Origin of the sequence: Phycobacter azelaicus, assembly GCF_014884385.1 — a bacterium.
GTDB classification, from domain to species: domain Bacteria; phylum Pseudomonadota; class Alphaproteobacteria; order Rhodobacterales; family Rhodobacteraceae; genus Phycobacter; species Phycobacter azelaicus.
This window is the reverse complement of the sequence record NZ_WKFH01000003.1, coordinates 58727-81521: the sequence shown is the minus strand read 5'-3', so window position 1 is coordinate 81521 and position 22795 is coordinate 58727. Positions and strand designations below refer to the sequence as shown.

Genomic DNA, 22795 nt, shown 5'->3' with positions numbered 1-22795 from the left:
TTATGCGTCTGGCGTGGCTGCCGGAACTCCCGGCCCCTGCTTTAGCCAGTCTGTCACGTGGCGTTTGCCCAGGGCGCAGGCCGCCTCCATGCTCTGTCCTCTGGCAAGGTAGCAGGCGATGGCCGTGGCAAGAGTACAGCCGGTCCCGCGCCGTCCCCGCGGCAGCCGCCGGGCCGCAAAGACCGCGTGAGCGTCCGCAAAGAACAGGTGATCGCGGCTTTCCTCGCCGCTGGCGTGGCCTCCCTTGATCAGGATCGCTTCCGGGCCTCGCGTGCTGCCCGCGGCCATGAGGATTTCAGCGTGCCACCTGAGGGCCTCCGGCTCCTCGCTGAACGGCTGGCCACTCAAAAAAGCGCTTTCTGACAGGTTCGGGGTGAGCAGTGTCACTTTCTCCATCAACGGCGCAAGGCTTTGCCCGGTTCCGAGGAGGCCGCCGGAGGAGGTTTTCAGCACGGGGTCCAGCACCACGGGTATGTCGCGGGGAAGGCCCTGGGCAATCGCCCGTGCGATCCCGGCATTTCCCAGCATTCCGATCTTGACCGCTGCGACCGGCGCCTCCTCAAGTGCGGCTGCCATCTGGGCGTGGACCATCTTCACAGGCATGGCAGAGATGCGGCTCAGGGCCTGGCTGGTTTGCACCGTGACGGCCGTGACCACCGGGGCGACGTGACACCCCAGTGCAGTTGCAGTCGCTGTGTCACGTGTGAGGCCCGCACCGCCGCTGGAGTCGGTTCCGGCGATCACCAGGATTCGCGGGCAAGCGGCGCCTTGCATCAGGCTGCCGCTGCCAAAAGGGCCAGATCGCCATAGCCCCGCTGCTGTAAAAGGCGCGCAGCGCGCCAAGCGCGCAGGCCGGATCGGCAGCACAGGACGACGCGCCTGTCCAGCGGGAGCGCAACGGTTTCGAGCTCCTTCGGGCTAAGACGGAGCGCCTGAGGTATCGCGGGGATGGGTGCCTCTTCAGGCGGGCGCAGCTCGATCACGCAGTCCTCGGCCACGATGTGCTGGCGCGCAACAAAAGGCAGGCGGCCGCTCGGCTCTTCGGCCGCGTCAAAACGAAAGGCTCCGGGTCTGAGGTCTGCCATGTCCAGCGATATGAGCTGCCCAAGTGGCGACGGGCTGTGCCCAAGAAGGACTTTCAAGACCATCTGGGCCTGCAGAGTGCCAATCGCTCCCACCACGGGCCCCATGATACCATGACTGGCGCAGGTTACGGCGGTTTCCGGCGGGTCGGGGAACAGCGCCCTGAGCGATGGCGCTGAGCCACAAAATCCCCCGACATAACCCGATTGCCCCAAGGCAGACGCTGAAATCAGCGGCGTGCCCTTGGCCATGCAGGCATCGGACAGGGTGTATGACGCGGCTATGCTATCGGCTGCATCCACGACGATGTCGGCCCGGGCCAGGGCCGCAAGGGCGTTCAAAGGTGTCAATGCGCTCTGGATCGGATAGAGCCTTACACCGGGATGAGCCTGGCCGAGGTGGCGCCTTGCAGCCTCGACCTTGGGCAGGCCGATGTCGGACATGGTGTAAAGCGGTTGGCGGTGCAGGTTGCTCTCCTCGACCAGATCGGGATCCATCAGGGTGATCTCGCCCACGCCCGCTCCGGCAAGGTAGCTCAGGCACGGGCAGCCCAACCCTCCGGCGCCGACGATGAGTACATGGGCCGAGGCCAGCCTGGCCTGACCGCGGGCGCCGACCTCGGGCAGGGCTGTCTGACGTGCGTATCGGTCTGTCTGACTCATGAGGTGCAGGCCTCGATCCATTCGCGCGTGCGCCGCTCGGGGTCGGCGGCCTGTTGTATGTCCGTCACCACAGCGGCGCTGTCAGCGCCTGCGGCAAAGACACCGGGCAGGCGCTCGGGTGTCAGCCCGCCGATGGCAACAAGGGGCGTGTCGCCGACAAGCGCCTTCCAGCGCCGTACCCGATCCAGCCCCTGCGGTGCCCATTTCATCTTTTTCAGCAGGGTCTCATACACGGGTCCCAGCGCCACATAGGCAGGATCATGGGACAGGGCGCGGTCCAGCTCTGCCTCGTCATGGGTGGATAGGCCATAGCGCACCCCGGCTCGGCGCAGGGCGGCGAAATCGGCCGTTTCCATATCCTCCTGGCCAAGGTGCACAAAGGTGCAGTTCAGATCCAGCGCCGCCTGCCAGTGGTCATTCACGACCAGCTGCGCGCCATGCACCGCGCAGAAATCGCGCGCGCGGGCGATCTGGCGGCGCACCTCTGCCTCGGGCTGGTCCTTGATGCGCAGCTGGACCAGTTTCACGCCCTGCGGCACCAAAAGCTCCAACCGGCCCACATGGCCGACGATCAGGTAAAAGCGCTCCATCACATCAACTCCGCCCATCATATCAATTCCGCAAGGCCCAGAACCGGGGTCGAAGGCACCCCCATGTCGCGCCGCTCCATCGGTTCCGCTTCAAAACCGGCGCGCCCGGCGGCAATTGCCTGCGCCATGGCACGGGCCATCAATACCGGATCGCCGGCCTTGGCCACGGCGGTGTTCAAAAGGACCGCGTCCATGCCCAGTTCCATCGCCTCTGCGGCGTCCGAAGGCCGACCGATACCGGCATCGACGATCAGCGGTATGTCCGGGAAATGCGCCCGCATGGCTCTAAGGCCGTCCCGGCGCAGCAGTCCTTGCCCGGACCCGATCGGCGCGCCCCAGGGCATCAGCACCTCGCAGCCCGCCTCGATCAAGCGCTCACCTACCACCAGATCTTCGGTGGTATAGGGAAAGACCTGAAAGCCGTCCTCGCTGAGGATGCGGGCCGCTTCGACCAGCGCAAAAACGTCCGGTTGCAGCGTATCGTTGTGGCCGATCACTTCGAGCTTGATCCAGGGCGTACCAAAGACCTCTCGCGCCATGTGGGCGGTGGTGACCGCGTCACGCACCGTGTGGCAGCCGGCTGTATTGGGAAGGATGCGGGTGCCAAGGTCTTGCAGTAGTTCCCAAAAGGCCGCGCCAGAGCCACCCGTCGTTTCGCGCCGCAGGGACACGGTGATGATCTCACTGGCGCTTGCGCGGATCGCCTCCATCAGCACCTGCGGGGAAGGGTATTGCGCGGTCCCAATCAACAGGCGCGAAGTGACTTCGCAGTCATAAAGCCGCATCGCTCAGCCTCCCTGCATGGGGGAGAGTACTTCGAGCCGGTCCCCTGCCGTTAATACTGTGTCAACACGTTTCGCGCGCGAAACAAATTGCCCGTTGAGCGCGGTGGCGATTGCAGGGCTGGTAAAGCCCAGCTCTTTCAGTGCGGCGTCGAGGGTCGCGGCGTGGATCTCACGCGGTTCGGCGTTCACGATGATCTGCATTTCTTGTCTCCGGCATCAGGGCATCTGCGGCGCGCGCGGCCATGGCGGGCGCCAGCAGAAACCCGTGTCGATAAAGCCCGTTCAGGAACAATGTGCCGTCCTGCCAGACGAGCTGGGGAAAGTTATTTGCAAAGGCCGGGCGCAGCCCTGCGCCGACCTCCACCACCGAGGCTTCAGCAAGCCCCGGATGCAGGGTGTAGGCGGCATTCATCAACTCGCTGAGGGCGCGCAATGTCGGCGGGCAGGTGGCGCTGCTTTCCACCATGGTGGCGCCCAGCATGAAGTGGTGATCCCCGCGCGGCACCAGATAGATGGGGATTCGCGGGTGCAACAGACGTAGGGTGCGGCTGATCCCAACCCCCGGTGCATGTAGGATGGCCATCTCCCCGCGCACCGGGCGCAGGCCTGACAGTTGCGCTTTGATGCCGGTGCAGTCAAGGGTCACCCTCTCCGGGGCGGGGGTGCCAAGATGGAGTATCACGCCCATCTTCTCGACACGGCTGGTAAGGTCCTTCAATGCCTTTCGCGGGTCCAGATGCCCTTCCTGCGCAAAGTGCAGACCCGTGCGGAACCGGCCAGCGAGGTCCGGCTCCAACGCGGCGATCTGCGCTTCATCAACCACCTCATGGGCTTTGGTGCGTTTGGCAAAGCGGGTGAGGTCCGCCCGGTCGCGGGTAGGCGCAACCACCAGCGTGCCGCGCCGGACCACCGGGGTGATCTGGGCCCACCAATCGAGGGCGCGGCTGCCGAGGGTGATTACCTCGGCTTCGGCGCTTTCCGCCTCACACCAGGGGGCAAGCATGCCCCCCGCATAGCGCGAGACGCTGCTCTCGCCAATGCGCGCGCTGTTTTCATAGACCGTTACTTCAGCACCGCGCTGCGCCAGCTCATGCGCGCAGGCCAGCCCGGCCAGCCCGGCGCCTGCGATGGTGATCATGCGCCCGTGTCCTCAGCGTCCTTCACCGGCACATAAAGGTCACCGCCCTCGCGGAACTTGGCCGCCATGGCCTCCATCCCCTCCTTCTGGGCTTCGGCGCGGATGTCGTGGCTGATCCGCATAGAGCAGAATTTCGGCCCGCACATGGAGCAGAAGTGCGCCACCTTATGGGCTTGTTTCGGTAGGGTGGCATCGTGGAAATCTCGGGCCGTTTCAGGGTCCAGCGAGAGGTTGAACTGATCTTCCCAGCGGAACTCAAACCGCGCGCGGGATAGCGCATCATCGCGCCGCTGCGCCCCCGGCAGCCCCTTCGCCAGATCGGCTGCATGAGCCGCGATCTTGTAGGTGATCACGCCGGTCTTGACGTCGTCGCGGTCCGGCAGGCCCAGATGCTCCTTAGGCGTCACGTAGCACAGCATGGCGCAGCCGAACCAGCCGATCATCGCCGCCCCGATGCCGGAGGTGATGTGATCGTACCCCGGTGCAATATCGGTGGTGAGGGGGCCAAGCGTGTAAAACGGCGCCTCGTGGCAGCACTCCAGCTGCTTGTCCATGTTTTCCTTGATCTTGTGCATGGCCACATGGCCCGGCCCCTCGATCATCACCTGGCAGTCCTTGGCCCAAGCAATCTGTGTAAGCTCGCCCAGGGTTTCCAACTCGGCAAACTGCGCCTCGTCATTGGCGTCCGCAATCGAGCCGGGGCGTAGCCCGTCGCCGAGCGAGAAGGAGACATCATACTTGCGGCAGATGTCGCAGATCTCCTCGAAGTGCTCGTAAAGGAAGCTTTCCTTGTGGTGATGCAGGCACCATTTCACCATGATCGAGCCGCCACGCGACACGATCCCGGTGACGCGGTTCACGGTCATCGGCACCATATGCAGCCGCACCCCCGCGTGGATGGTGAAGTAGTCAACGCCTTGCTCTGCCTGTTCGATCAGCGTGTCGCGGAACACTTCCCAGGTCAGATCCTCGGCAATGCCGTTTACCTTTTCCAGCGCTTGGTAGATCGGCACGGTGCCGATGGGCACGGGGGAGTTGCGGATGATCCATTCGCGGGTGTTGTGGATGTTGCGCCCGGTGGAGAGGTCCATCACCGTATCGGCGCCCCAGCGGATCGCCCAGACCAGCTTGTCCACTTCCTCCTCCATCGAGGAGGTCACGGCGGAGGTGCCCATATTAGCGTTGATCTTGACCAGGAAGTTGCGGCCGATGATCATCGGCTCCAGTTCGGGGTGGTTGATGTTGGCGGGTATAATGGCGCGGCCTGCGGCGATCTCCTGGCGGACGAATTCCGGCGTCACGTAGTCAGGGATATTGGCGCCCCAGTCGTTGCCGTCGCGCGCTCCGTGGCAGGGCGAGGTCTCGCGCAGCTGGTTTTCGCGGATCGCGATGTATTCCATCTCGGGCGTGATGATCCCGGCGCGGGCATAAGCGAGCTGCGTGACCGCCTTGTCCCCCGTGGCCCGCAGCGGGGCAGGGCGTACCGGGAATTCGGGCGTCAGGCGGTCCCCTTCGACAAATCCGTTATCCTCGGGCTTGATGTCGCGGCCTTGGTATTCCTCCACGTCCCCACGTGCGCGGATCCAGTCTCGGCGCAGGGCAGGCAGGCCCTGGCGGATGTCGGTGGTGTGATCAGGATCGGTGTAGGGGCCTGAGCTGTCATAGACCGGCAGAGGTGCTTCGCCCGCGGTAGGGTGGGTCGATATCTCGCGCATCGGCACGCGGATATCCGGATGGATCTCGCCGGGCACATAGATCTTTTTCGATGCGGGCAGCGGGCCTGTCGTCACACTGGGTGCGATCTTGGGGTCTTGATGGGTCATACGGTGCTCCTCGAAGCAGAAACTTCAAAAAAGACACCAGATGAGGCATGGGCGGGGAAACGCGGAACGGTCGTACTCACCGTTCGGTTCGGACGTTGCATTCTCGGCCTGTACCGGGCCAAGAGACGCGGGTCCTAGCTTCCTACGCCAGTGTCAACTGGGTCAGGTTCAAAGGGTCGCGTCACCGGCCGGAATTACTACCGTCCTGTCAGCCTCTCAGTCCCCTTGGTGGGACTCCCCTGCGTGCTTTCACACCTAGAAGAGCCGCCCCTGTGCCGTCAAGTGGGTTTCTGCATGGTGCGTCCAGGTTGTGGTGATTGTATCTAAGTATATGTATATAAATCAAAAAAATGATCTCGGGCAGGGCTTGTATTCCAGCTCAAAAATTATCTATAAAAATGCAATCTGCGGTGTACGCATGAAAAATTGATAGATAAAAATCAGAGGAGGGTGCAGATGCTGGATGCCGCGCCGATCAGAACGGACTGGACACGCACCGAGGCTGAGGAAATCTACAACCTGCCCTTCATGGATCTGCTGTTCCGGGCACACACGGTACACCGGCAGGCGTTCGATCCCAATCAGGTGCAGAAATCCAAGTTGCTGAGCATCAAGACCGGCGGCTGCCCCGAGGATTGCGCCTATTGTAGCCAGTCGGCCCGCAACGGCGCGAAACTGTCTGCCGCCAAGCTGATCGAGGTGGAGCGGGTGATTGCGGAGGCGAAAAAGGCCCGCGATGCAGGCGCGACGCGCTATTGCATGGGCGCCGCCTGGCGCAGCCCCAAGGACCGCGATATGGCCGCGCTGGAGGCGATGATCCATGGGGTCAAGGATCTGGGGATGGAGACCTGCATGACCCTGGGCATGCTGGAAGAGGATCAGGTCTTCCGCCTGCGCGATGCGGGGCTGGACTACTACAACCACAATATCGATACCTCTGAACGGTATTATTCCGAGATCATCACCACCCGCACCTTTGCCGACCGGATCGAGACCCTGAACCGGGTGCGCGAGGCTGGTATCAAGGTCTGTGCGGGAGGGATCGTCGGCATGGGCGAGCAGCAGATGGACCGGATCGACATGCTGCTGGCGCTTGCGACGCTTGAGGAACACCCGGATTCGGTGCCGGTCAACATGCTGATCCCGATCCCGGATACGCCGCTGGCGGATGTGCCAAAACTCGACCCCATTGAATTCGTGCGCACCATCGCGCTGGCGCGGATCCTGATGCCAAACAGTCATGTGCGCCTCTCTGCAGGCCGTACCGACATGAGCGATGAGCTGCAGGCCATGTGTTTCTTTGCGGGTGCCAATTCGATCTTCGTAGGGGAGACGCTCCTGACCGCCGACAACCCCGAGGAAGACAAGGACCAGCAACTGTTCGACCGGCTCGGCCTCAAGGCGATGGCAGCCCATTGCGAAGGCCGGATCGAGGGGACGAGCGAATGACTGTCGCCCTGCTTGATACGCCTGCTGCCGACTATCCGCGCCAGCAGGCGCTGCTGGACAGCCTTGCGCAGCAGGACCGCTATCGCCGCCTGATCCCGCGTGCGGGTCATGATTTTTCTTCGAACGACTATCTGGGCCTTGCTGCCAGCCCGGAAATGCGTGCAGCGGCCCATGCGGCGCTGGAGCGGGGCGTTCCGGTCGGGGCGGGTGGTTCGCGCCTTCTACGCGGCAACGACAGCGAGCATCAGCTGCTTGAGGCTGAGGCGGCGGCCTTCTTTGGCAGTGAGGCGGCGCTTTTCATGGGCGGCGGATTCAACGCCAATGTGGCGATCTTTTCGACCCTGCCGCAACGGGGCGATCTGGTGCTCTACGATGATCTGATCCATGCCAGCACCCGCGACGGCATGCGGCTGGGCCGGGCCGAGATCCAGAGCTTTGCCCATAACGATGCCGCGGACGCGGCGCGGCGCCTTGCCGAGTGGCGCACGCAGGGCGGCACCGGGCAGGTCTGGATTGCGGTCGAGGCGGTCTATTCCATGGATGGCGATCTTGCGCCGCTGGCTGAACTGATGGCGCTGGCGGAGACCTCTGGCGGTGTTCTGGTGGTGGATGAGGCCCACGCCACGGGTCTTTTTGGCCCTGGGGGACGCGGGTTGGCACATGAGTTTGCCCATCGCAGCAATGTCATCACCCTGCATACCTGTGGCAAGGCGCTCGGCGCCTCTGGGGCCTTGATTTGCGCGCCGCAGGTTCTGATCGAGATGCTGATCAACAAGGGGCGCAATTTCATCTTTGCAACCGCCCCGTCGCCGCTGAATGCCGCACTGGTGCGCGCAGCACTTGAACTGCTGGCGCAGGGAGGCGAGCGTCTGGAGCGCGCCTGGGAGGGGATCAACCACGCCCATGCCGAGGCCGCTCGCCTGTGTGGTCTGGACGGGTTTCAGTGCCAGATTTTGCCGATCATCATCGGTCAGGATGGCAAGACGATGCAGATGGCAGCGGCCCTGCAGGCACGAGGCTATGACATTCGCGGTATCCGCCCGCCCACGGTGCCTGCGGGCACCTCGCGCCTGCGCCTTTCGGTGACGCTCAACGTGTCGAAAAAGGTGATCACGCAGATGTTCGAAGACCTCGCCCAGTTGCAGGATGTGTGGGCATGAGCGGGGTTCTTGTGGTGACTGGCACCGATACGGAAGTGGGCAAGACGGTGGTAGCAGCCGCGCTGACGCAGGCCTTGAGTGCCACTTATTGGAAGCCAGTGCAATCGGGGCTGGAAGAGGAAACCGACAGCGCCTTTGTTGCGCGCATGGTGCGCTGCCATGTGCTGCCTGAGGCCTACAGGCTGCAGCTTCCGGCCTCGCCGCATCTGTCGGCCGAGGCGGAAGGCGTGGAGATCGAATTGGAGCAACTGGCGTTGCCACAGGTCTTTGGGCCGCTGGTGGTTGAGGGGGCAGGCGGCCTCATGGTGCCGCTGAACCGCACCTCGCTTTATGTTGATCTCTTTGCACATTGGCAGGCGCCTGTAGTTCTGTGTGCCTCTACGCGCCTTGGTACAATCAACCACACGTTGTTGTCGCTAGAGGCGCTGCGCGCGCGCGGCTGCAGTGTTGTCGGCGTGATCTTCAATGGCGATCCCGCCCCGGAGGTAGAGGAGACGATCTGCCAGTTCGGCGAGGTGGCCCACCTTGGCCGTTTGCCTGTTATTGCTCCGTTGACGCCAGATGCTCTGCGCTCGGCCTGCGCGGCGGACATTGATCTTGACACCATCAGGAAAGCCTTGATCTGAAATGCCCGACACAGCTCTCGGCCCGCTGGCCTTTGATCAAAAGCACCTTTGGCACCCATACACGAATGTTACCAAGCCCGGACCGACCTTTCTGGTGAAAGAGGCCGAAGGCGTTCATATCACGCTGGAAGACGGCACGCGGCTGATTGATGCGATGTCCTCATGGTGGTGCATGATGCACGGCCACCGGCATCCGGCGATCACGGGCGCCATTAAGGCGCAGCTGGACCGGCTGCCCCATGTGATGTTCGGCGGTCTGACCCACGATCCGGCGGTTGATCTCGGGCGGCGGCTGCTTGATGTGACGCCAGAGAGCCTGACGCGGATCTTCTATTGCGACAGCGGCTCGGTTTCGGTCGAGGTGGCGATGAAGATGGCGGTGCAATATCAGCACGCCATGGGCCATCCGGGGCGCAGCGAATTCGCGACGGTGCGGTCGGGCTATCATGGCGACACCTGGAAGGCGATGAGCGTTTGCGATCCGGATACGGGCATGCACCACCTGTTTCAGGGCGCGCTCAGCGTGCAGCACTTCGTCGCCCGCCCGCCTGTGCGCCTTGATCATCCTTGGATCGAGGACCCCGAGCAGAACGGACTGGCCGAGCTGCGCCGGGTTCTTGAGGTGGGGCAGGACCGGATCGCGGCTTTCATCCTCGAACCCGTGGTACAGGGTACGGGAGGTATGTATTTCTACCATCCTGAATATCTGAATCAGGCTCGCGCTTTGTGTGACGAATTCGGTGTCCTTTTGATATTTGATGAGATTGCCACAGGGTTTGGGCGCACGGGGGAAATGTTCGCCACCGGTCTCACCGACATTCAGCCGGACATCATTTGTCTCGGCAAGGGGCTCACGGGCGGGCATATCTCGTTCGCGGCGACGCTCACCAACGATCGCGTGGCAGAGGGGATCGGTGGCGGCCATCCGGGCATCTTCATGCATGGCCCTACGTATATGGCGAACCCGCTGGCCTGCTCCGCGGCCTGCGCGGCGATCGATTTGCTGACCGGGCAGGACTGGCGCTCCCGCATCGCACAGATCGAGGCGCAGATGATAGAAGAGCTGGCCCCCGCGCGTGATCTTCCCGGCGTGCGTGATGTGCGGGTGCTGGGCGCGATTGGTGTAATCGAAATGGATCACCGCGTCTCGGCAGATGAGGCGCACGCTCTGGCCCCTAAAAGCGGTGTATTCCTGCGTCCCTTTGGGCACAATATCTACACCATGCCCCCCTTTGTGACGATGCCTGACGATCTGAGCCGGGTCACCGGCGCCATGCGGCAACTTGCGGCGGTCCTGTAGGTCGGTCGGCCCCAAGACGGCGAGCTTTGATTCTCTTGGGTGATTCTCTTTTTTGGGCGGAAAGCGCCACTGGACATGTCTGTTCTGAATTCCATTCTTGAATTTCGAACCAAAAAATTGAATGGATAATCAAGAAATTCCGGTATCTATGCCGCGAATGCTCGACAAATGGTCGCAAGAACGTCAAAACCTAGGCCATGAGCCGGTCACACTTGGTCATCGACATGGCGTGCGACGGGCCTGGTTCGGGCGGGTGGCATGACGCTCCGACACCGGATCCATGAGTTTGGACGATCAACAACATATCGGGGCGCGATGGGGCCGATTCGGCCTTCGCCCCCAAAAGAACAGGGATGACATCAATGAAGACAACTTCTTTTGCACTGACGCTGGGCGCTGCGGCTTTCATATCGAGCGCAGCCGGGGCCGCCGATCTGGGCGCTGTGGACAAGCCGATCAAGCTGGCGATGAACGAATGGACAGGTCAGCACATCACCACCCATATCGCCGGTGAGATGCTCAAAGCTGCGGGTTACAAGGTTGAGTACGTCTCTGCCGGAATGATGAACCAGTTCCAGGCGATCGCGGATGGTGACATCCACGCGACGCTGGAGATCTGGTCCTCAAACGTTTCTGACGAATATGCCAAAAAGGTCGCCGAGGGCACCGTAGTCGAGCTGGGCGATCTTGAACTCGACGCCAAGGAAGGCATCGCCTATCCCGCCCATGTGGCCGAGCTGTGCCCGGGCCTGCCTGCCTGGGAAGCGCTGAAGGACTGCGCGCCGCTGTTTGCGACCGCTGAAACCTTGCCTGCGGGCCGCCTGGTGGACTATCCGGCTGACTGGGGCACCCCTGGCGCTGACCGCATGACTGGCCTTGATCTCCCCTTCAAAGCCGTGCCCGCCGGGTCCGAAGCGGCCCTGATCGTTGAACTGCGCGCTGCAACCGAGCGCAAGACGCCTCTGCTGGTGACCTTCTGGCAGCCGCATTGGGCAATGTCTGCTTATGACGTGAAATTTGTGGACCTGCCGGTGGGCGAAGAGGCCTGCTTCAACGATCCGGCCTGGGGCCCTAACCCCAACGCAGTAAACGATTGTGACTTTGCGCCTTCGCGCATCTTCAAGGCCGGCTGGTCGGGCCTTGCCGAAACCTGGCCTGCTGCGTTCGAGATCCTCTACAACTACACCCTGGCGGTGGAAGATCAGCAGCCGATGATGGGTGCGGTGGACGTCGATGGCGGCAAGGTCGAAGAGGTTGTCGCGGAATGGATGGCCGCGAACGAGGACAGCTGGCGCCCGGTTGTGGATGCCGCGCTGCAGTGAGGGTGACACCGTGAGCAAAGAGGTAACACCTGCCATCACCTGCCAGCATGTCTGGCAGGTGTTTGGTGCCAACGCAGAAAGCGCCCTCAAACGGGCGCTGTCTTCCACCGCGTCCGCGGATGAGGCCGCTGCCGAACTGCGCGCCGAGGGTCTGACGCCCGCGGTGCAGGACGCCACCTTTGAGGTGCAAGAGGGTGAACTCTTTGTGATCATGGGCCTCAGCGGCTCGGGCAAGTCGACCCTGATCCGCTGCATTTCCCAGCTTTTGCCCGGCACAGGCGGTGAGATCCTGATCGAGGGTGAGGATATCCGTACCGCCAGCCCGAAGCGGCTGATCGAGATGCGCCGCAACAAGCTCGGCATGGTGTTTCAGCACTTCGGCCTCTTCCCGCATATGAGCGTGGCCGAAAACGTCGCCTATCCGCTGCGGGTGCAGGGCATGGGCAGGAAGGAACGCCTCGCCAAGGCGCAAAAGGTGATCGACCTGGTTGGTCTTGGTGGGCGTGAAAAGAATTTCCCGCGTGAACTTTCCGGTGGTCAGCGTCAGCGTGTCGGCATTGCTCGTTCCCTGGTTGCGGATTGCTCGGTCTGGTTTCTCGATGAGCCGTTTTCCGCACTGGATCCCTTGATCCGCCGCCAGTTGCAGGATGAATTCCTTGATATTCAGGCCAAACTGAAGACCACCATCGTCTTCATCACCCATGACATCAACGAGGCGCTGAAACTGGCCGACCGCATCGCCATCATGCGCGATGGCAAGATTGTGCAGATCGGCACGCCCTCGGATATCGTGCTGAACCCGGTCGATGACTATGTGCGCGAATTCTCCAAGGACGTGGCCAAGGGTCAGCATGCGCGCGTGGCCTCTGTCATGCAGGCGGGCGGCGATCTGGCTCATGGGCCGGATGATCCGGGCCTGCGCCGCGACATGACGCTGGATGCGGCCCTTGCGCGCTGCATGGAGCTTTATGAACCCGTGCCGGTGCGCGATGAGAATGGCGAACTGTTGGGCGTTGTGAATCCGGCGGATCTGGCCGCCGCCCTGCAGGTGGATCCGGCGGCATGATGACGCTCAGCAAAGGCAGCATGGCGGCGCTGATCGCGCTGGCCGTGGGCGCCATGTGTCTGGTGCTCGAAGGCGTGGCGCCCTGGTTGACGGCCTTTCCGAAAGGATGGGTGCTGCCTGCGACCGAGTGGGTCGGCAGCGCGATGGAGGCTTTCCTTGCCCTGATCAAACCGGCGGCGCGTCAGTTCTCGGCCCTTATGGCCTATCCGATGGAGGCGGCGAACTGGATCCTCGGGGCGACGCCCTGGCCATTCCTGATCGCGGCCACGGTGGCGCTGGGCTGGCGGCTTGGGGGCCTCACCATGGCGCTGATGGCGGCAGTTGGTCTCGGTGCGGTGTTGGCCTCGGGCTATTGGCCGCAAAGCATGAATACGCTGGCGCTGGTGTCGGTCTCGGTGCCGCTGGCGCTGCTGATTGGCGGAGCAATCGGGATTCTGGCCAATGAATACCCGCGTGTCCGTGCGCCGGTGCAGGCACTGCTGGATGTCATGCAGACGGTGCCGACCTTTGCCTATCTCACGCCGCTCCTGGTGCTCTTCGGTTTTGGCCCGGTTGTGGGTCTTATTGCATCGGCCATATATGCGGCTCCGCCGATGGCGCGCAACGTCTTGCTCGGCCTGCAGCGCATCGAACCGGAGATCAAGGAAGCCGCGATCATGGCAGGCGGCACCCGGGTGCAGCAGCTCTTCCAGGTCGAAATTCCTGCCGCGGCAACTCAGATCATGGTGGGTGTGAACCAATGCCTGATGGCGGCTCTGTCGATGGTGATCATTGCTGCCGTGATCGGGGGCTTTGACGACATTGGTTGGGAAGTCCTTTTGACCATGCGCAAGGCGCAGTTCGGCGCCAGCCTTTTGGCCGGTCTGGTCATCGTGATCTTTGCCATTCTGATCGACCGGATGAGTGGTACGCTCGCCAACGAGAAACGCCGCTATTATGACGGCCGCGTCTCGCTGGTGATCCTTGCCCTTGGCGCGCTCGCAAGCCTGGCCTTTTATGGGCAGATCCAGGATCCGGGCGCCTATGCGCTGTTCAACAGCACGGCGGACCGGGTGGATGCGGGGCTGTCGGCCTTTACCAGCGCCAATGCCGAGCTTTTGACGGCCATCAAGAACGGCGTGATGTTCTACGTGCTGCTGCCGCTGCGCATCGGTCTTGATCAGGCGGTGCTGCCTTTCACCTGGGGCTTTGTCTGGACCTCCGGCATGAGCATGGCGCTTTTTGCAGCTGGTGCGGTGGTCGGGCTCTACTGCGCCTATCGCGGCAAGCTGACGCTGGGTTTGGTGATCCTCATCGCGGCAGGCATGCTGGAGACGGGGATTTCCCAGCTCCCTTGGCCCTTCGTTCTGGTCGGCGTTGGGGCACTGTCCTACGTGGCGGGCGGTGTACGTCTTTCGGCGCTTTCGGTGGTTCTGCTTTCAACGATCCTGCTGTCGGGGCTGTGGGAGCGGGCGCTGTTGTCGCTATACCTGTCGGGCGCGGCCGTTTTTGCCTGCGCCGTCCTTGGGGGGGTAATCGGTCTTGCCTCGGCTGTGTCGCCCATGGTGTGGCGCGTGGTGCGCCCGGTCTGTGACATGCTGCAGACGATCCCGCTGTTTGTCTTCCTGATCCCGGTCTTGATGGTGTTTCAGATCGGAGAGTTCTCGGCCTTCCTGGCGATCATTGCCTATGCGATCGTTCCGATGATCCGCTACACGCGTCATGGGCTGACCGAAACCCCGGCCGAGATGATTGAGGCGGCGACAGCTTCTGGAGCGACCCGCTGGCAGATGATGCGCGACGTGCGCGCGCCCTATGCGGCGCCGACCATCCTCTTGGGGCTGAACCAGACCATCCTGTACGCTTTTGCCATGCTGGTGATCGCGGCGCTGATCGGCACCACTGGTCTTGGCCAGTCGATCTACCTGGCGCTGGGGCAGGCGGATGTGGGGCTTGGCATCTCTGCTGGGGCGGCGATGGCAATCCTTGCGCTGATCGCGGACCGCATTGTGCAGGGCTTTGCCGAGGAGCGTCGCCGCGCGCTGGGTCTTTAAGGCTGATACCTTTTGAAACCTTGCCGCGCTGCCTGATGGGCGGCGCGGCAAAAGCGCCTCTGGCCGACCTCCCAAAACCGCGCTACTGTCCCGTTTGCTGGAAAGAACCACAGTGAAATGAGGGTGTGATGAGCCTAGCTTATGTCATGACAACCGAACGCGGCGCCACCGACCGGCTGCTGACCGCTCTGGCCGAGCGCCTGCAGACGCGGGGGCTGCGGCTGGCGGGAATCGTGCAGACCAATACGGAATGCTACGACGACAAGCTGTGCGACATGGACGTGCGGGTTCTGCCGGGCGATACGGTGATCCGAATCTCCCAGTCCCTCGGTCCCGAGGCACGTGGCTGCCGCCTCAATCCCGGCGCATTGGAGCAGGCCGTAGGGCTCGTCACCAAGTCGCTGAGCGAGACACCGGCACCACAGGTTCTTCTGGTCAACAAGTTTGGCAAGCACGAGGCTGACGGGCGCGGCATGCGCCCCGTGATCGGCGAGGCGCTGGCGATGGGGATCCCGGTGGTATCGGGTGTGAACCGTATGAATGTTGATGCCTTTAAGGACTTCTCGGGCGGCATGGCCGAAGCGGGCGAGGCCGATCTTGATGCGCTTGAGGCCTGGGTGATGCAGGCAATCGAAGCCCCTGCAGACTAAGTCGTTTCGAGAAATCTGATATTTAAATCAACACGATGACCCGGCTTTGCGGCCGGGTTTTTTCTGTGCGGCGAGTGGTGATCGAAAGTGGGGGTGACACGCCAATAGGCGGACGCACCATCATCCCTTTGCGATTGATTTCACATGAAAACTGGGGGGAGATGGTGGGCGACCCTGGAATCGAACCAGGCGTGCGTCTCCGCGAGGGAGTTACAGTCCCCTGCCACACCTTGCGGCCTGTCGCCCACTGTCAGGTGAGTGTTGCACCTGACGTGGAGGCGTGATTACTAGCGCCACAAACGGGCGTCAACAGGAAAATACCAAGTTTTCTGCGCCGGCCTGAAATTCCTTTTGCAGGAGAGATCCATGTCCAAGAAACCCACCAAGAAACCCCAGTGGGTCATCGAAAAGGAACAGGCCAAGAAGGCCGGCGCGAGCGAAACCGTCTGGCTCTTTGGCCTGCACGCAGTGCGCGATGCGCTGATGAACCCCAAGCGCGAAAAGCTGCGCCTGATCGTGACACTCAATGCCAAGAACAAGCTGGAAGAGGCGATCTCTGCAGCCGGGATTGAGTCCGAGGTGGTTGACCCGCGCAGGTTCAAGGCGCCGATCGATCCGGGCTCGGTGCATCAGGGGGCAGCGCTTGAGGTGAAACCGCTCAACTGGGGCAGTCTTGCGGAGAACTGTATCGGCGCCGAGGTGCCGCGTGTGATACTGCTGGACCGGGTGACTGATCCGCATAACGTCGGCGCCATCCTGCGCTCGGCCGAGGTTCTGGGCGCCAGCGCCGTGATCGGCACGCGCCACCATTCCGCGCCCGAAACTGGCGCTTTGGCCAAGACTGCAAGCGGCGCGCTGGAACGTCAGCCCTATCTGCGTATGCGGAACCTCTCGGATACCATCGTCGAGCTGCAGAACATGGGCTTTCTCGTGCTTGGCCTTGACGGGGAAGCTGAGCAGACCATCGAACAGGCACTTGAGGGGCGCAAGGACCGCCCGGTGGCGCTGGTCCTTGGGGCTGAAGGGCCTGGGCTGCGCCAAAAAACCAAGGAAACCGTGGATCAACTTGTGAAAATCGACTTTGCCGGTGGATTTGGCTCGCTCAACGTCTCAAATGCTGCGGCGATCGCCCTATATGCCTCAAGAGAGCGGTCGTAACCCTTCAGGAGGCAGTTATCGCACATTCGAGCATTCCCGGCGGGAAAATCATCAGCTGCTGCTATTGCGGCGTTCAATCGGCTTTTGTCTCGGGCAGCAAAACGGGTGGCGTATCGGCGCTGGTCTGTGGCACCTGCGGTGCGCCCCTGTCGGCGCAAAAGGCAAGGCCGCTGGCACCGGGAAAGGGTGCCAAGGCTCCAGTCGGGGCGCCCGCGCCGTCACAGGCACGCAAGGTGTCTCATCAGCCCACCCCGACCAAGGCATATGGCAAGCCGCCCAAGGCAAAGCCGATGAAGGCCAGGAAACAGAAGAAACGCAAAAGCCTGTTTCAAAAGATGATGTCAGAGGCCTTTGACGTGATCGAGGATATCTTCGACTGATCGCCCAGTTGGGGGAGGCTGCGACAGTAGGCGACGTCACAGGCCGATCACATCTGCGTATCACATCTTTGCAGCGCGATGTGTGTGCGGCACACTGTAGGCGTTCCTGTTCCAGATATGGAGTGCGCCACTTGATCCTGCGACTGATGATTCTTGTCCTGTCCTTTGGACTGTTTGCCGCACCTCAGCGCGGCATGACCGATGTGGCGCTGTTTTCTGCGCAAGACGGGGTAGCAATAGGTGGCTATGATCCTGTGGCCTTTTTCGAGACGGGACATGCGGTGCAGGGCAGCTCCGAGCATGTCCTGATGTGGAAAGGGGCGGTTTGGCAATTTGCGTCGGCCAGCAACCAGATGCGGTTCGAGATGAACCCCTGGGCCTATGCGCCGATGTTTGGCGGCTATTGCGCCTTTGCCATGGCGCAGGGCCGTCTGACGACCGCAGATCCGGAGCTGTGGGTGATCCTGGAAGGGGAGTTGTTCCTGCTCAACAGTCCGCAGGTGCGCGCGCGCTGGCAAGACGAAGCCGAGGCCCTTATTGCCGAAGCCCGGAGCAATTGGCCGGACGCCTTGCGTCGATAACGTTGAAACGCGCGCCCCTTTTAATTCAGATCCGCGGTTCCCATATAACGATTAGGCCTGCGGCGCGGAACAGCCGCGGACCTTTTTCACTGTCCCTCGTTCCATACCTGACGCCCGGGGCCCGTCCCGGGCGCCTTTTTTTGTCGAATGATGAAATCTCTTTGCTCGCGGTCAGCGAGATCACTTTTGACTTTCACGCGCTTCTCGGCCGTTCTAGGGTCGGCCCATGACCAGCTATGCCGATGATCATCTGCGCGAGATACTGAAACGCACCCGAACGATCGCCGTGGTGGGCGTGTCGATGAATTCGGTGCGCCCCAGTTACTATGTGGCGCGGTACCTGAGTTTGAAAGGCTATCGGGTGATCCCGGTCAATCCCGGCCATGCCGGTAAGCGGCTGTTTGGCGAAACGGTACGAGCGAGCCTGTCTGAGATCGACGGTCCGGTCGATATGGTCGATATCTTTCGCAAATCCGAAGCGGTGCCGCCGATCGTGGAGGAGGCGCTGAAGCTGTTTCCTGACCTTCAGACAATCTGGATGCAGATCGGCGTTGAGCACGCCGAGGCGGCCGCCCTGGCCGAGGCGCGCGGTGTTGATGTGATCCAGAACCGTTGTCCCAAGATCGAATACCAGCGCCTGTTCGGAGAATTGCGTATGGGCGGCTTTGCCACCGGGATCATTTCCTCGAAACTGTGACGGCAGGCGCGGGGTAGGGCTCCCGCCCGTCGCAATGCAGATCACAGATCTGCAGGCTCCCGTTGGGCCGGGCGCCGCGCTGATGCGCGGCGGTATTTCTCGCTGAGAGGCGCTTCAGGGGCAGGACTGCCCTGAAGCGCCACTTCGATGATATCTCCGCTCAGACCCGCCTCAAGGGTTAACCGCGCTATGCGCGGCCGCTGGCGCGGCCCTTGACCCGGTTCAGATCGAGGGGGCGATCGCAACAGAGCGTCGGCGCAGTGCGCCTATGGCGCGCTGCTGGGCCCAAGGCTGCGAGGAGGGGCCCGGCGCAGCCGGGGCATCCGCAGGCGCGGGAGCACGCCTTTGGTGGATTGGAAAACGGTCAACTCTTGGGGCGGGCGGCTTTTTCCGCGATGCCGCTGAGGCCCTGGCGTTCGGCCAGGACCGTAAGCACATCGTCCAGCGCCACATCGCGCGACGCAAGCATCACCAGGAAATGATAAAGCACGTCGGCGCCTTCGCTGGCGAGTTTCGCCTTGTCGTCCTTGACCGCCTCGATGATGACCTCGATGGCTTCCTCGCCGAATTTCTCTGCGCATTTCTCCGGTCCTTTGGACAGCAGTTTGGCTGTCCAGGAGGTGTCGGGGTCTGCGCCCTTTCGGGAAAGGATGGTGGCTTCGAGATCGTGCAGCAGGTTCATCACGGGTCTTCCTTCAGGTCAGCCGCATCGGGATACCGGCGGCGGCCATGTGCTGTTTGGCTTCCTGGATGGTGTATTCACCGAAGTGGAAGATCGAGGCGGCAAGCACCGCCGAGGCGCCGCCTTCGGTGACGCCTTCAACGAGGTGATCCAGGGTGCCGACCCCGCCCGAGGCGATCACCGGCACATCAACCGCATCGGAAATCGCGCGGGTCAGGGGCAGGTTGAAACCGGATTTGGTGCCGTCCCGGTCCATCGAGGTCAAGAGGATTTCGCCCGCGCCCTTGGCGACCACGGTCTTGGCGAATTCCACCGCATCGATGCCGGTTTCGCGGCGCCCGCCATGGGTGAAGATTTCCCATTTGCCGGGGGCGACGGTCTTGGCGTCGATCGCCACCACGATGCACTGGCTACCGAACTGCGCGGCGGCCTCGGCCACCACATCGGGGTTGGCCACGGCGGCGGAGTTGAAGGAGACCTTGTCGGCCCCGGCCAGCAGAAGCGCGCGCACGTCTTCCTTGGTGCGTACACCGCCGCCCACGGTGAGAGGCACGAAACACTGTTCGGCGGTGCGGCGCACCATGTCGAACATGGTACCGCGGTTTTCATGGGTGGCATGGATGTCGAGAAAGCAGATCTCGTCAGCGCCCGCCGCATCATAGGCCTTGGCCGCCTCGACGGGATCGCCCGCATCGCGCAGGCCGACGAAGTTCACGCCCTTGACCACGCGGCCATCTGCAACATCAAGGCACGGGATGATGCGGGTTTTCAGCATTGTTCTAGGCCCTTGGTCGCCGGAGTGATGCTCTGTCTTTACTGACCGCGGGGCGCAGATGCAATCAGGGTGGAGTGCTTGGCGATGCGGCGCATCGAATCGCGCACGATCAGCACGTGAAAGGGCATCACCGCCAAGAGGTAGAGACGCCCCAGCAGGTTGTTGCGATGAACCCAGGTTGCCATGTGTATGCGGCCTTCTTGTTGCATCACGCAGATGCGGAAATTCAGGTGGCTGTCGTCCGTACCCAGGATCAGCTCCCTCTCGTCTTCATGGACCACGGGAAAGATGGCATTTGCACCCTGGTCAGAGACTTCGGTCTTGAGCCCTAAGGGCGCCACGATCCTGTTGCGCAGGGCCAGGAGGGCCTTGGCCCATCCGGGCATTGCAAGGCCCATATCGGCGGCAGCACGGGGCGACAGGTCACTTTCGACCGCATAACCATCAACGAAGTCGCCAGGTTGCACATTGGCCCAAAGATGTGAATGCGCGGGCAGGGGCGTTTTTGAAATCACGGACATGAGGCACCTTTTGAAGTGTCTTTACCAAGCCCACTTTCCACTGCCTGCACAAAGCGGCGCGGTGCCGCAGGCGATTGGGAATGGGCTATCCTTTCAAGACGGCTAGTGCCTCACTCAGGTCGATGGCGCCATCATAAAGCGCGCGGCCCGAGATGGCGCCATTGAGCGGCGCGCCGCAGGATTTGAGTGCCCGCAGATCATCGAGCGAGGAGACGCCGCCCGAGGCGATCACCGGAATCGAGACCGCATTGGCGAGATCGGCGGTGGCTTCTACGTTCGGGCCCTTCATTGCGCCGTCCCGCATGATGTCCGTGTAGATGATGGCGGCAACCCCTGCGTCCTCGAAAGACTTGGCGAGGTCGGTGACCATCACGTCGGTTTCCTCGGCCCAGCCCTTGGTGGCCACGCGGCCATTGCGGGCGTCGATGCCGACGGCGACCTTGCCGGGGAATGCGCGCGCGGCCTCGCGTACCAGATCGGGGTTTTCCACCGCCACGGTGCCCAGGATCACGCGGGCCAGCCCCTTGTCGATCCAGTTCTCGATGGTCTTCATGTCGCGGATGCCACCACCGAGCTGGGCGGGCACCTTGCACTGTTTCAGGATCTCCTCGACCGGGGCGGCATTGACCGGCTCACCGGCGAAGGCGCCATTCAGATCGACCAGATGCAGCCATTCACAGCCTGCCGCGACGAACTCCAGCGCCTGGGCGGCGGGGTTGTCGTTGAACACGGTGGTCTTGTCCATGTCCCCGTGCAACAGGCGCACGGCCTGGCCATCCTTGAGGTCGATTGCGGGATAGAGGATCATGGTCAGCCGTCCTTGTCGTCTCGTTGGTGCACAGCCTGCACGGCGGCAGGGTTTTGCCGGTTCTATGGCAGGGCGCCGCCGGGATTGCAACGCGACCTAAAGTCAACCTTGCCTGAAAAGCCCGCCTCGCGCCAAACTGGTGGCAAAGAGGGAGGAAACACCATGAAGACACTGACACTGGGGCTGACCGTTGCCCTGACACTGGCCACCGGCGCCCTTGCCGATCAGGTCGCCGGCAAGTGGAAGACCCAAGAGGGCGAGGAAGGCGGCTATCTGCACGTGGATATCGCGCCCTGCGGCTCAAGCATTTGCGGCACCATCGCCAAGGCCTATGGCGCCGGGGGCGGGGTGACGGCAGACTACGAACATCTCGGTAAGCGTTTGATTTGGGATATGAAAGCTGACGGGAACGGCAGCTATTCGGGTGGCAAGATCTGGGCGCCGGATGCGGACAAGACCTACAAGTCGAAGATGTTGCTCAATGGCAACCGCTTGGAGGTGAAGGGCTGCGTTGCAGGCGGTCTGATCTGCCGGGGGCAGACCTGGACGCGGGTCAACTGATCCGGCGGGCTGCTGCCTTCGATATCAGAGCAGCCCCAACTGAACCGGGATCGGCACGTAGCCGCGGCCCACATGGCGATCCCGGACCGCCTCGAACAGCTGCAGGGCTTCGGCGTGCTGGCTGAAATAGGCGCGCCGCTCCTGCCCGCCAGGGGCAGCGATCGGCCCCAGCGCCTGTTCCACGCACCAATCCCCGAACAGGGTCTGGCTCAGTCGCAACACGCAATAGCGATGGCGCCCGCTGTGGTGGTCGAATTTTTCCAGTCTGATCTGCAAGGGGGCGGGGCCTGACGCGGTTTCAAGTCCACCTCATATGCCGCGAAGCGGCTGGCCTGTCCATTCCTGTCCTTCGGGCCGCGTCGGGGCGGCCCGAAGGGTGACGTTTTACGGATGACCGCGGGTCAGACCGCGCCGGTGTATTCGCCCCGCGCCGGATAATCGTTGGCAATGGCGAAATCGAGGGCCGAGACCAGCTCCGAGAAATGCGGCCGTACAAAAGGCATGGTCTGGACCGATCCATAGTAAAGCGTCTGCTCGGGCGTCACCATGAAAAGGCCGGGTTCGGAAAAGAGCGCCGGTTCTTCGATTCCAATGGAGGTCTTGCCGCGCGAGGTGGAGATATAGAGCCCCCAATCCTTGGCCACTTGCAGGGGCAGGTCATAGGCAAAGCGCAGGCCCTTGGCCTCCACCTTTTCGGCCATCTCGCGGGTGCGCTCTTGACCGTCGGTGCTGATGGCGATGGTGCCGACACCGCGCTCGGCGAAATCGGCGGTCTTCTTTTCCAGCTCTTTCAGGTAGTTGGCGCAGATCGGGCAATGCAGGCCGCGATAAAAGCAGATCACCGTGCCGCGGCTGCTGTCCTCTGTGGCAAGATCAAAGGTGCCACCGCCCAAGAGCGGCAGGTTGAGGTTCGGGGTTTTCTGGCGGGGCATCAGCATGAAAAGT

At 62.5% G+C, this 22795-nt stretch carries 26 protein-coding genes and 1 tRNA gene; 13 read left to right on the top strand and 14 right to left on the bottom strand.

The window, feature by feature from the left end; all coding sequences use genetic code 11:
- Genes thiD through thiC form a run of 7 tightly spaced genes read right to left on the bottom strand, consistent with a single transcriptional unit; the run spans window position 1 to window position 6081 of the window.
- Window positions 1–774 (bottom strand): bifunctional hydroxymethylpyrimidine kinase/phosphomethylpyrimidine kinase, encoded by a 774-nt coding sequence (thiD, locus tag INS80_RS01535; protein ID WP_192963852.1) that lies wholly within the window; start codon window positions 772–774, stop codon window positions 1–3.
- Complete coding sequence (locus tag INS80_RS01530; protein WP_226892529.1) at window positions 774–1745, bottom strand: HesA/MoeB/ThiF family protein; 972 nt, start codon at window positions 1743–1745, stop codon at window positions 774–776. Before INS80_RS01530 ends, thiD begins: the two co-directional genes overlap by 1 nt.
- A complete protein-coding gene (locus tag INS80_RS01525) occupies window positions 1742–2335 on the bottom strand; it encodes a thiamine phosphate synthase (RefSeq protein WP_192967147.1) in 594 nt (197 codons plus the stop codon). Before INS80_RS01525 ends, INS80_RS01530 begins: the two co-directional genes overlap by 4 nt.
- 17 nt (window positions 2336–2352) lie before the next feature.
- Entirely contained in the window at window positions 2353–3120 is a 768-nt protein-coding gene (locus INS80_RS01520) for a thiazole synthase (protein WP_192963850.1), read from the bottom strand.
- 3 nt (window positions 3121–3123) lie between these two features.
- The gene (gene thiS / locus INS80_RS01515; protein WP_192963849.1) at window positions 3124–3321 is read right to left on the bottom strand and encodes a sulfur carrier protein ThiS; all 198 of its coding nucleotides are present in this window, start codon (window positions 3319–3321) and stop codon (window positions 3124–3126) included.
- Window positions 3290–4258, bottom strand: a complete 969-nt coding sequence (locus INS80_RS01510) for an FAD-dependent oxidoreductase (RefSeq protein WP_192963848.1) — start codon at window positions 4256–4258, stop codon at window positions 3290–3292. The genes thiS and INS80_RS01510 overlap by 32 nt, the downstream gene beginning before the upstream one ends.
- Window positions 4255–6081, bottom strand: a complete 1827-nt coding sequence (gene thiC, locus INS80_RS01505) for a phosphomethylpyrimidine synthase ThiC (protein WP_192963847.1) — start codon at window positions 6079–6081, stop codon at window positions 4255–4257. Before thiC ends, INS80_RS01510 begins: the two co-directional genes overlap by 4 nt.
- 456 nt (window positions 6082–6537) lie before the next feature.
- On the opposite strand from thiC, the gene bioB reads away from it, so the two are divergent.
- The 8 genes from bioB to INS80_RS01465 all read left to right on the top strand — a co-directional run bounded on the left by bioB (window position 6538) and on the right by INS80_RS01465 (window position 15687).
- Window positions 6538–7530, top strand: coding sequence for a biotin synthase BioB (gene bioB / locus INS80_RS01500; protein WP_192963846.1), 993 nt, complete (start codon window positions 6538–6540; stop codon window positions 7528–7530).
- Complete coding sequence (locus INS80_RS01495; RefSeq protein WP_192963845.1) at window positions 7527–8690, top strand: 8-amino-7-oxononanoate synthase; 1164 nt, start codon at window positions 7527–7529, stop codon at window positions 8688–8690. The genes bioB and INS80_RS01495 overlap by 4 nt, the downstream gene beginning before the upstream one ends.
- Window positions 8687–9316, top strand: a complete 630-nt coding sequence (gene bioD / locus INS80_RS01490) for a dethiobiotin synthase (protein WP_192963844.1) — start codon at window positions 8687–8689, stop codon at window positions 9314–9316. The genes INS80_RS01495 and bioD overlap by 4 nt, the downstream gene beginning before the upstream one ends.
- A gap of 1 nt (window position 9317) precedes the next feature.
- Complete coding sequence (bioA, locus tag INS80_RS01485) at window positions 9318–10616, top strand: adenosylmethionine--8-amino-7-oxononanoate transaminase (RefSeq protein WP_192963843.1); 1299 nt, start codon at window positions 9318–9320, stop codon at window positions 10614–10616.
- Window positions 10617–10978: 362 nt separating this feature from the next.
- Window positions 10979–11938, top strand: a complete 960-nt coding sequence (locus INS80_RS01480) for an ABC transporter substrate-binding protein (RefSeq protein ID WP_192963842.1) — start codon at window positions 10979–10981, stop codon at window positions 11936–11938.
- Between the two features lie 10 nt (window positions 11939–11948).
- Window positions 11949–13004 carry a quaternary amine ABC transporter ATP-binding protein gene (locus INS80_RS01475; RefSeq protein ID WP_192963841.1) on the top strand — a complete coding sequence of 352 codons (1056 nt, stop codon included), beginning with the start codon at window positions 11949–11951 and terminating at the stop codon, window positions 13002–13004.
- Window positions 13001–15037, top strand: coding sequence for an ABC transporter permease (locus INS80_RS01470; RefSeq protein WP_192963840.1), 2037 nt, complete (start codon window positions 13001–13003; stop codon window positions 15035–15037). The genes INS80_RS01475 and INS80_RS01470 overlap by 4 nt, the downstream gene beginning before the upstream one ends.
- A 128-nt stretch (window positions 15038–15165) precedes the next feature.
- Window positions 15166–15687, top strand: a complete 522-nt coding sequence (locus tag INS80_RS01465) for a DUF2478 domain-containing protein (RefSeq protein WP_192963839.1) — start codon at window positions 15166–15168, stop codon at window positions 15685–15687.
- 162 nt (window positions 15688–15849) lie between these two features.
- Here INS80_RS01465 and INS80_RS01460 read toward each other — a convergent pair.
- Window positions 15850–15933 (bottom strand) — tRNA-Tyr (locus INS80_RS01460).
- Window positions 15934–16053: 120 nt separating this feature from the next.
- Between INS80_RS01460 and rlmB the strand changes: the two genes are divergently transcribed.
- The 4 genes from rlmB (at window position 16054) to INS80_RS01440 (ending at window position 18503) form a co-directional block, all read left to right on the top strand.
- Complete coding sequence (gene rlmB / locus INS80_RS01455) at window positions 16054–16845, top strand: 23S rRNA (guanosine(2251)-2'-O)-methyltransferase RlmB (RefSeq protein ID WP_192963838.1); 792 nt, start codon at window positions 16054–16056, stop codon at window positions 16843–16845.
- Between the two features lie 233 nt (window positions 16846–17078).
- Complete coding sequence (locus tag INS80_RS19240; protein WP_226892528.1) at window positions 17079–17225, top strand: hypothetical protein; 147 nt, start codon at window positions 17079–17081, stop codon at window positions 17223–17225.
- A gap of 122 nt (window positions 17226–17347) precedes the next feature.
- The gene (locus INS80_RS01445) at window positions 17348–17806 is read left to right on the top strand and encodes a YHS domain-containing (seleno)protein (protein WP_439650925.1); all 459 of its coding nucleotides are present in this window, start codon (window positions 17348–17350) and stop codon (window positions 17804–17806) included.
- 226 nt (window positions 17807–18032) lie between these two features.
- Window positions 18033–18503, top strand: a complete 471-nt coding sequence (locus INS80_RS01440; RefSeq protein WP_192963836.1) for a CoA-binding protein — start codon at window positions 18033–18035, stop codon at window positions 18501–18503.
- Between the two features lie 364 nt (window positions 18504–18867).
- Here the strand turns inward: INS80_RS01440 and INS80_RS01435 are convergent, their stop codons facing one another.
- The 4 genes from INS80_RS01435 to hisA all read right to left on the bottom strand — a co-directional run bounded on the left by INS80_RS01435 (window position 18868) and on the right by hisA (window position 21289).
- Window positions 18868–19185 (bottom strand): phosphoribosyl-ATP diphosphatase, encoded by a 318-nt coding sequence (locus INS80_RS01435; protein WP_192963835.1) that lies wholly within the window; start codon window positions 19183–19185, stop codon window positions 18868–18870.
- Between the two features lie 13 nt (window positions 19186–19198).
- Window positions 19199–19960 carry an imidazole glycerol phosphate synthase subunit HisF gene (gene hisF / locus INS80_RS01430; RefSeq protein WP_192963834.1) on the bottom strand — a complete coding sequence of 254 codons (762 nt, stop codon included), beginning with the start codon at window positions 19958–19960 and terminating at the stop codon, window positions 19199–19201.
- Between the two features lie 38 nt (window positions 19961–19998).
- The gene (locus tag INS80_RS01425; RefSeq protein WP_192963833.1) at window positions 19999–20481 is read right to left on the bottom strand and encodes a DUF2867 domain-containing protein; all 483 of its coding nucleotides are present in this window, start codon (window positions 20479–20481) and stop codon (window positions 19999–20001) included.
- Between the two features lie 85 nt (window positions 20482–20566).
- Window positions 20567–21289 carry a 1-(5-phosphoribosyl)-5-[(5-phosphoribosylamino)methylideneamino]imidazole-4-carboxamide isomerase gene (gene hisA / locus INS80_RS01420; protein ID WP_192963832.1) on the bottom strand — a complete coding sequence of 241 codons (723 nt, stop codon included), beginning with the start codon at window positions 21287–21289 and terminating at the stop codon, window positions 20567–20569.
- A 162-nt stretch (window positions 21290–21451) separates the two neighbouring features.
- Here hisA and INS80_RS01415 point away from each other — a divergent pair, with 162 nt between their 5' ends.
- On the top strand, window positions 21452–21850 hold the full coding sequence (locus tag INS80_RS01415; protein ID WP_192963831.1) for a DUF2147 domain-containing protein: 399 nt from the start codon (window positions 21452–21454) through the stop codon (window positions 21848–21850).
- A 24-nt stretch (window positions 21851–21874) separates the two neighbouring features.
- Here the strand turns inward: INS80_RS01415 and INS80_RS01410 are convergent, their stop codons facing one another.
- Both INS80_RS01410 and INS80_RS01405 read right to left on the bottom strand, forming a co-directional pair.
- Window positions 21875–22126 carry a WGR domain-containing protein gene (locus tag INS80_RS01410; RefSeq protein ID WP_192963830.1) on the bottom strand — a complete coding sequence of 84 codons (252 nt, stop codon included), beginning with the start codon at window positions 22124–22126 and terminating at the stop codon, window positions 21875–21877.
- 125 nt (window positions 22127–22251) lie between these two features.
- Window positions 22252–22788: a peroxiredoxin-like family protein gene (locus tag INS80_RS01405; protein ID WP_192963829.1), complete on the bottom strand. Its 537-nt coding sequence runs from the start codon at window positions 22786–22788 to the stop codon at window positions 22252–22254.
- Between the last annotated feature and the right edge of the window lie 7 nt (window positions 22789–22795).

Excerpts from the sequence above, each read along its gene's own strand:
- thiD (WP_192963852.1), bottom strand. The coding sequence starts at position 774 with ATGCAAGGCGCCGCTTGCCCGCGAATCCTGGTGATCGCCGGAACCGAC.
- INS80_RS01530 (WP_226892529.1), bottom strand. The coding sequence starts at position 1,745 with ATGAGTCAGACAGACCGATACGCACGTCAGACAGCCCTGCCCGAGGTC.
- INS80_RS01525 (WP_192967147.1), bottom strand. The coding sequence starts at position 2,335 with ATGGAGCGCTTTTACCTGATCGTCGGCCATGTGGGCCGGTTGGAGCTT.
- INS80_RS01520 (WP_192963850.1), bottom strand. The coding sequence starts at position 3,120 with ATGCGGCTTTATGACTGCGAAGTCACTTCGCGCCTGTTGATTGGGACC.
- thiS (WP_192963849.1), bottom strand. The coding sequence starts at position 3,321 with ATGCAGATCATCGTGAACGCCGAACCGCGTGAGATCCACGCCGCGACC.
- INS80_RS01510 (WP_192963848.1), bottom strand. The coding sequence starts at position 4,258 with ATGATCACCATCGCAGGCGCCGGGCTGGCCGGGCTGGCCTGCGCGCAT.
- thiC (WP_192963847.1), bottom strand. The coding sequence starts at position 6,081 with ATGACCCATCAAGACCCCAAGATCGCACCCAGTGTGACGACAGGCCCG.
- bioB (WP_192963846.1), top strand. The coding sequence starts at position 6,538 with ATGCTGGATGCCGCGCCGATCAGAACGGACTGGACACGCACCGAGGCT.
- INS80_RS01495 (WP_192963845.1), top strand. The coding sequence starts at position 7,527 with ATGACTGTCGCCCTGCTTGATACGCCTGCTGCCGACTATCCGCGCCAG.
- bioD (WP_192963844.1), top strand. The coding sequence starts at position 8,687 with ATGAGCGGGGTTCTTGTGGTGACTGGCACCGATACGGAAGTGGGCAAG.
- bioA (WP_192963843.1), top strand. The coding sequence starts at position 9,318 with ATGCCCGACACAGCTCTCGGCCCGCTGGCCTTTGATCAAAAGCACCTT.
- INS80_RS01480 (WP_192963842.1), top strand. The coding sequence starts at position 10,979 with ATGAAGACAACTTCTTTTGCACTGACGCTGGGCGCTGCGGCTTTCATA.
- INS80_RS01470 (WP_192963840.1), top strand. The coding sequence starts at position 13,001 with ATGATGACGCTCAGCAAAGGCAGCATGGCGGCGCTGATCGCGCTGGCC.
- INS80_RS01465 (WP_192963839.1), top strand. The coding sequence starts at position 15,166 with ATGAGCCTAGCTTATGTCATGACAACCGAACGCGGCGCCACCGACCGG.
- rlmB (WP_192963838.1), top strand. The coding sequence starts at position 16,054 with ATGTCCAAGAAACCCACCAAGAAACCCCAGTGGGTCATCGAAAAGGAA.
- INS80_RS01440 (WP_192963836.1), top strand. The coding sequence starts at position 18,033 with ATGACCAGCTATGCCGATGATCATCTGCGCGAGATACTGAAACGCACC.
- INS80_RS01435 (WP_192963835.1), bottom strand. The coding sequence starts at position 19,185 with ATGAACCTGCTGCACGATCTCGAAGCCACCATCCTTTCCCGAAAGGGC.
- hisF (WP_192963834.1), bottom strand. The coding sequence starts at position 19,960 with ATGCTGAAAACCCGCATCATCCCGTGCCTTGATGTTGCAGATGGCCGC.
- INS80_RS01425 (WP_192963833.1), bottom strand. The coding sequence starts at position 20,481 with ATGTCCGTGATTTCAAAAACGCCCCTGCCCGCGCATTCACATCTTTGG.
- hisA (WP_192963832.1), bottom strand. The coding sequence starts at position 21,289 with ATGATCCTCTATCCCGCAATCGACCTCAAGGATGGCCAGGCCGTGCGC.
- INS80_RS01415 (WP_192963831.1), top strand. The coding sequence starts at position 21,452 with ATGAAGACACTGACACTGGGGCTGACCGTTGCCCTGACACTGGCCACC.
- INS80_RS01405 (WP_192963829.1), bottom strand. The coding sequence starts at position 22,788 with ATGCTGATGCCCCGCCAGAAAACCCCGAACCTCAACCTGCCGCTCTTG.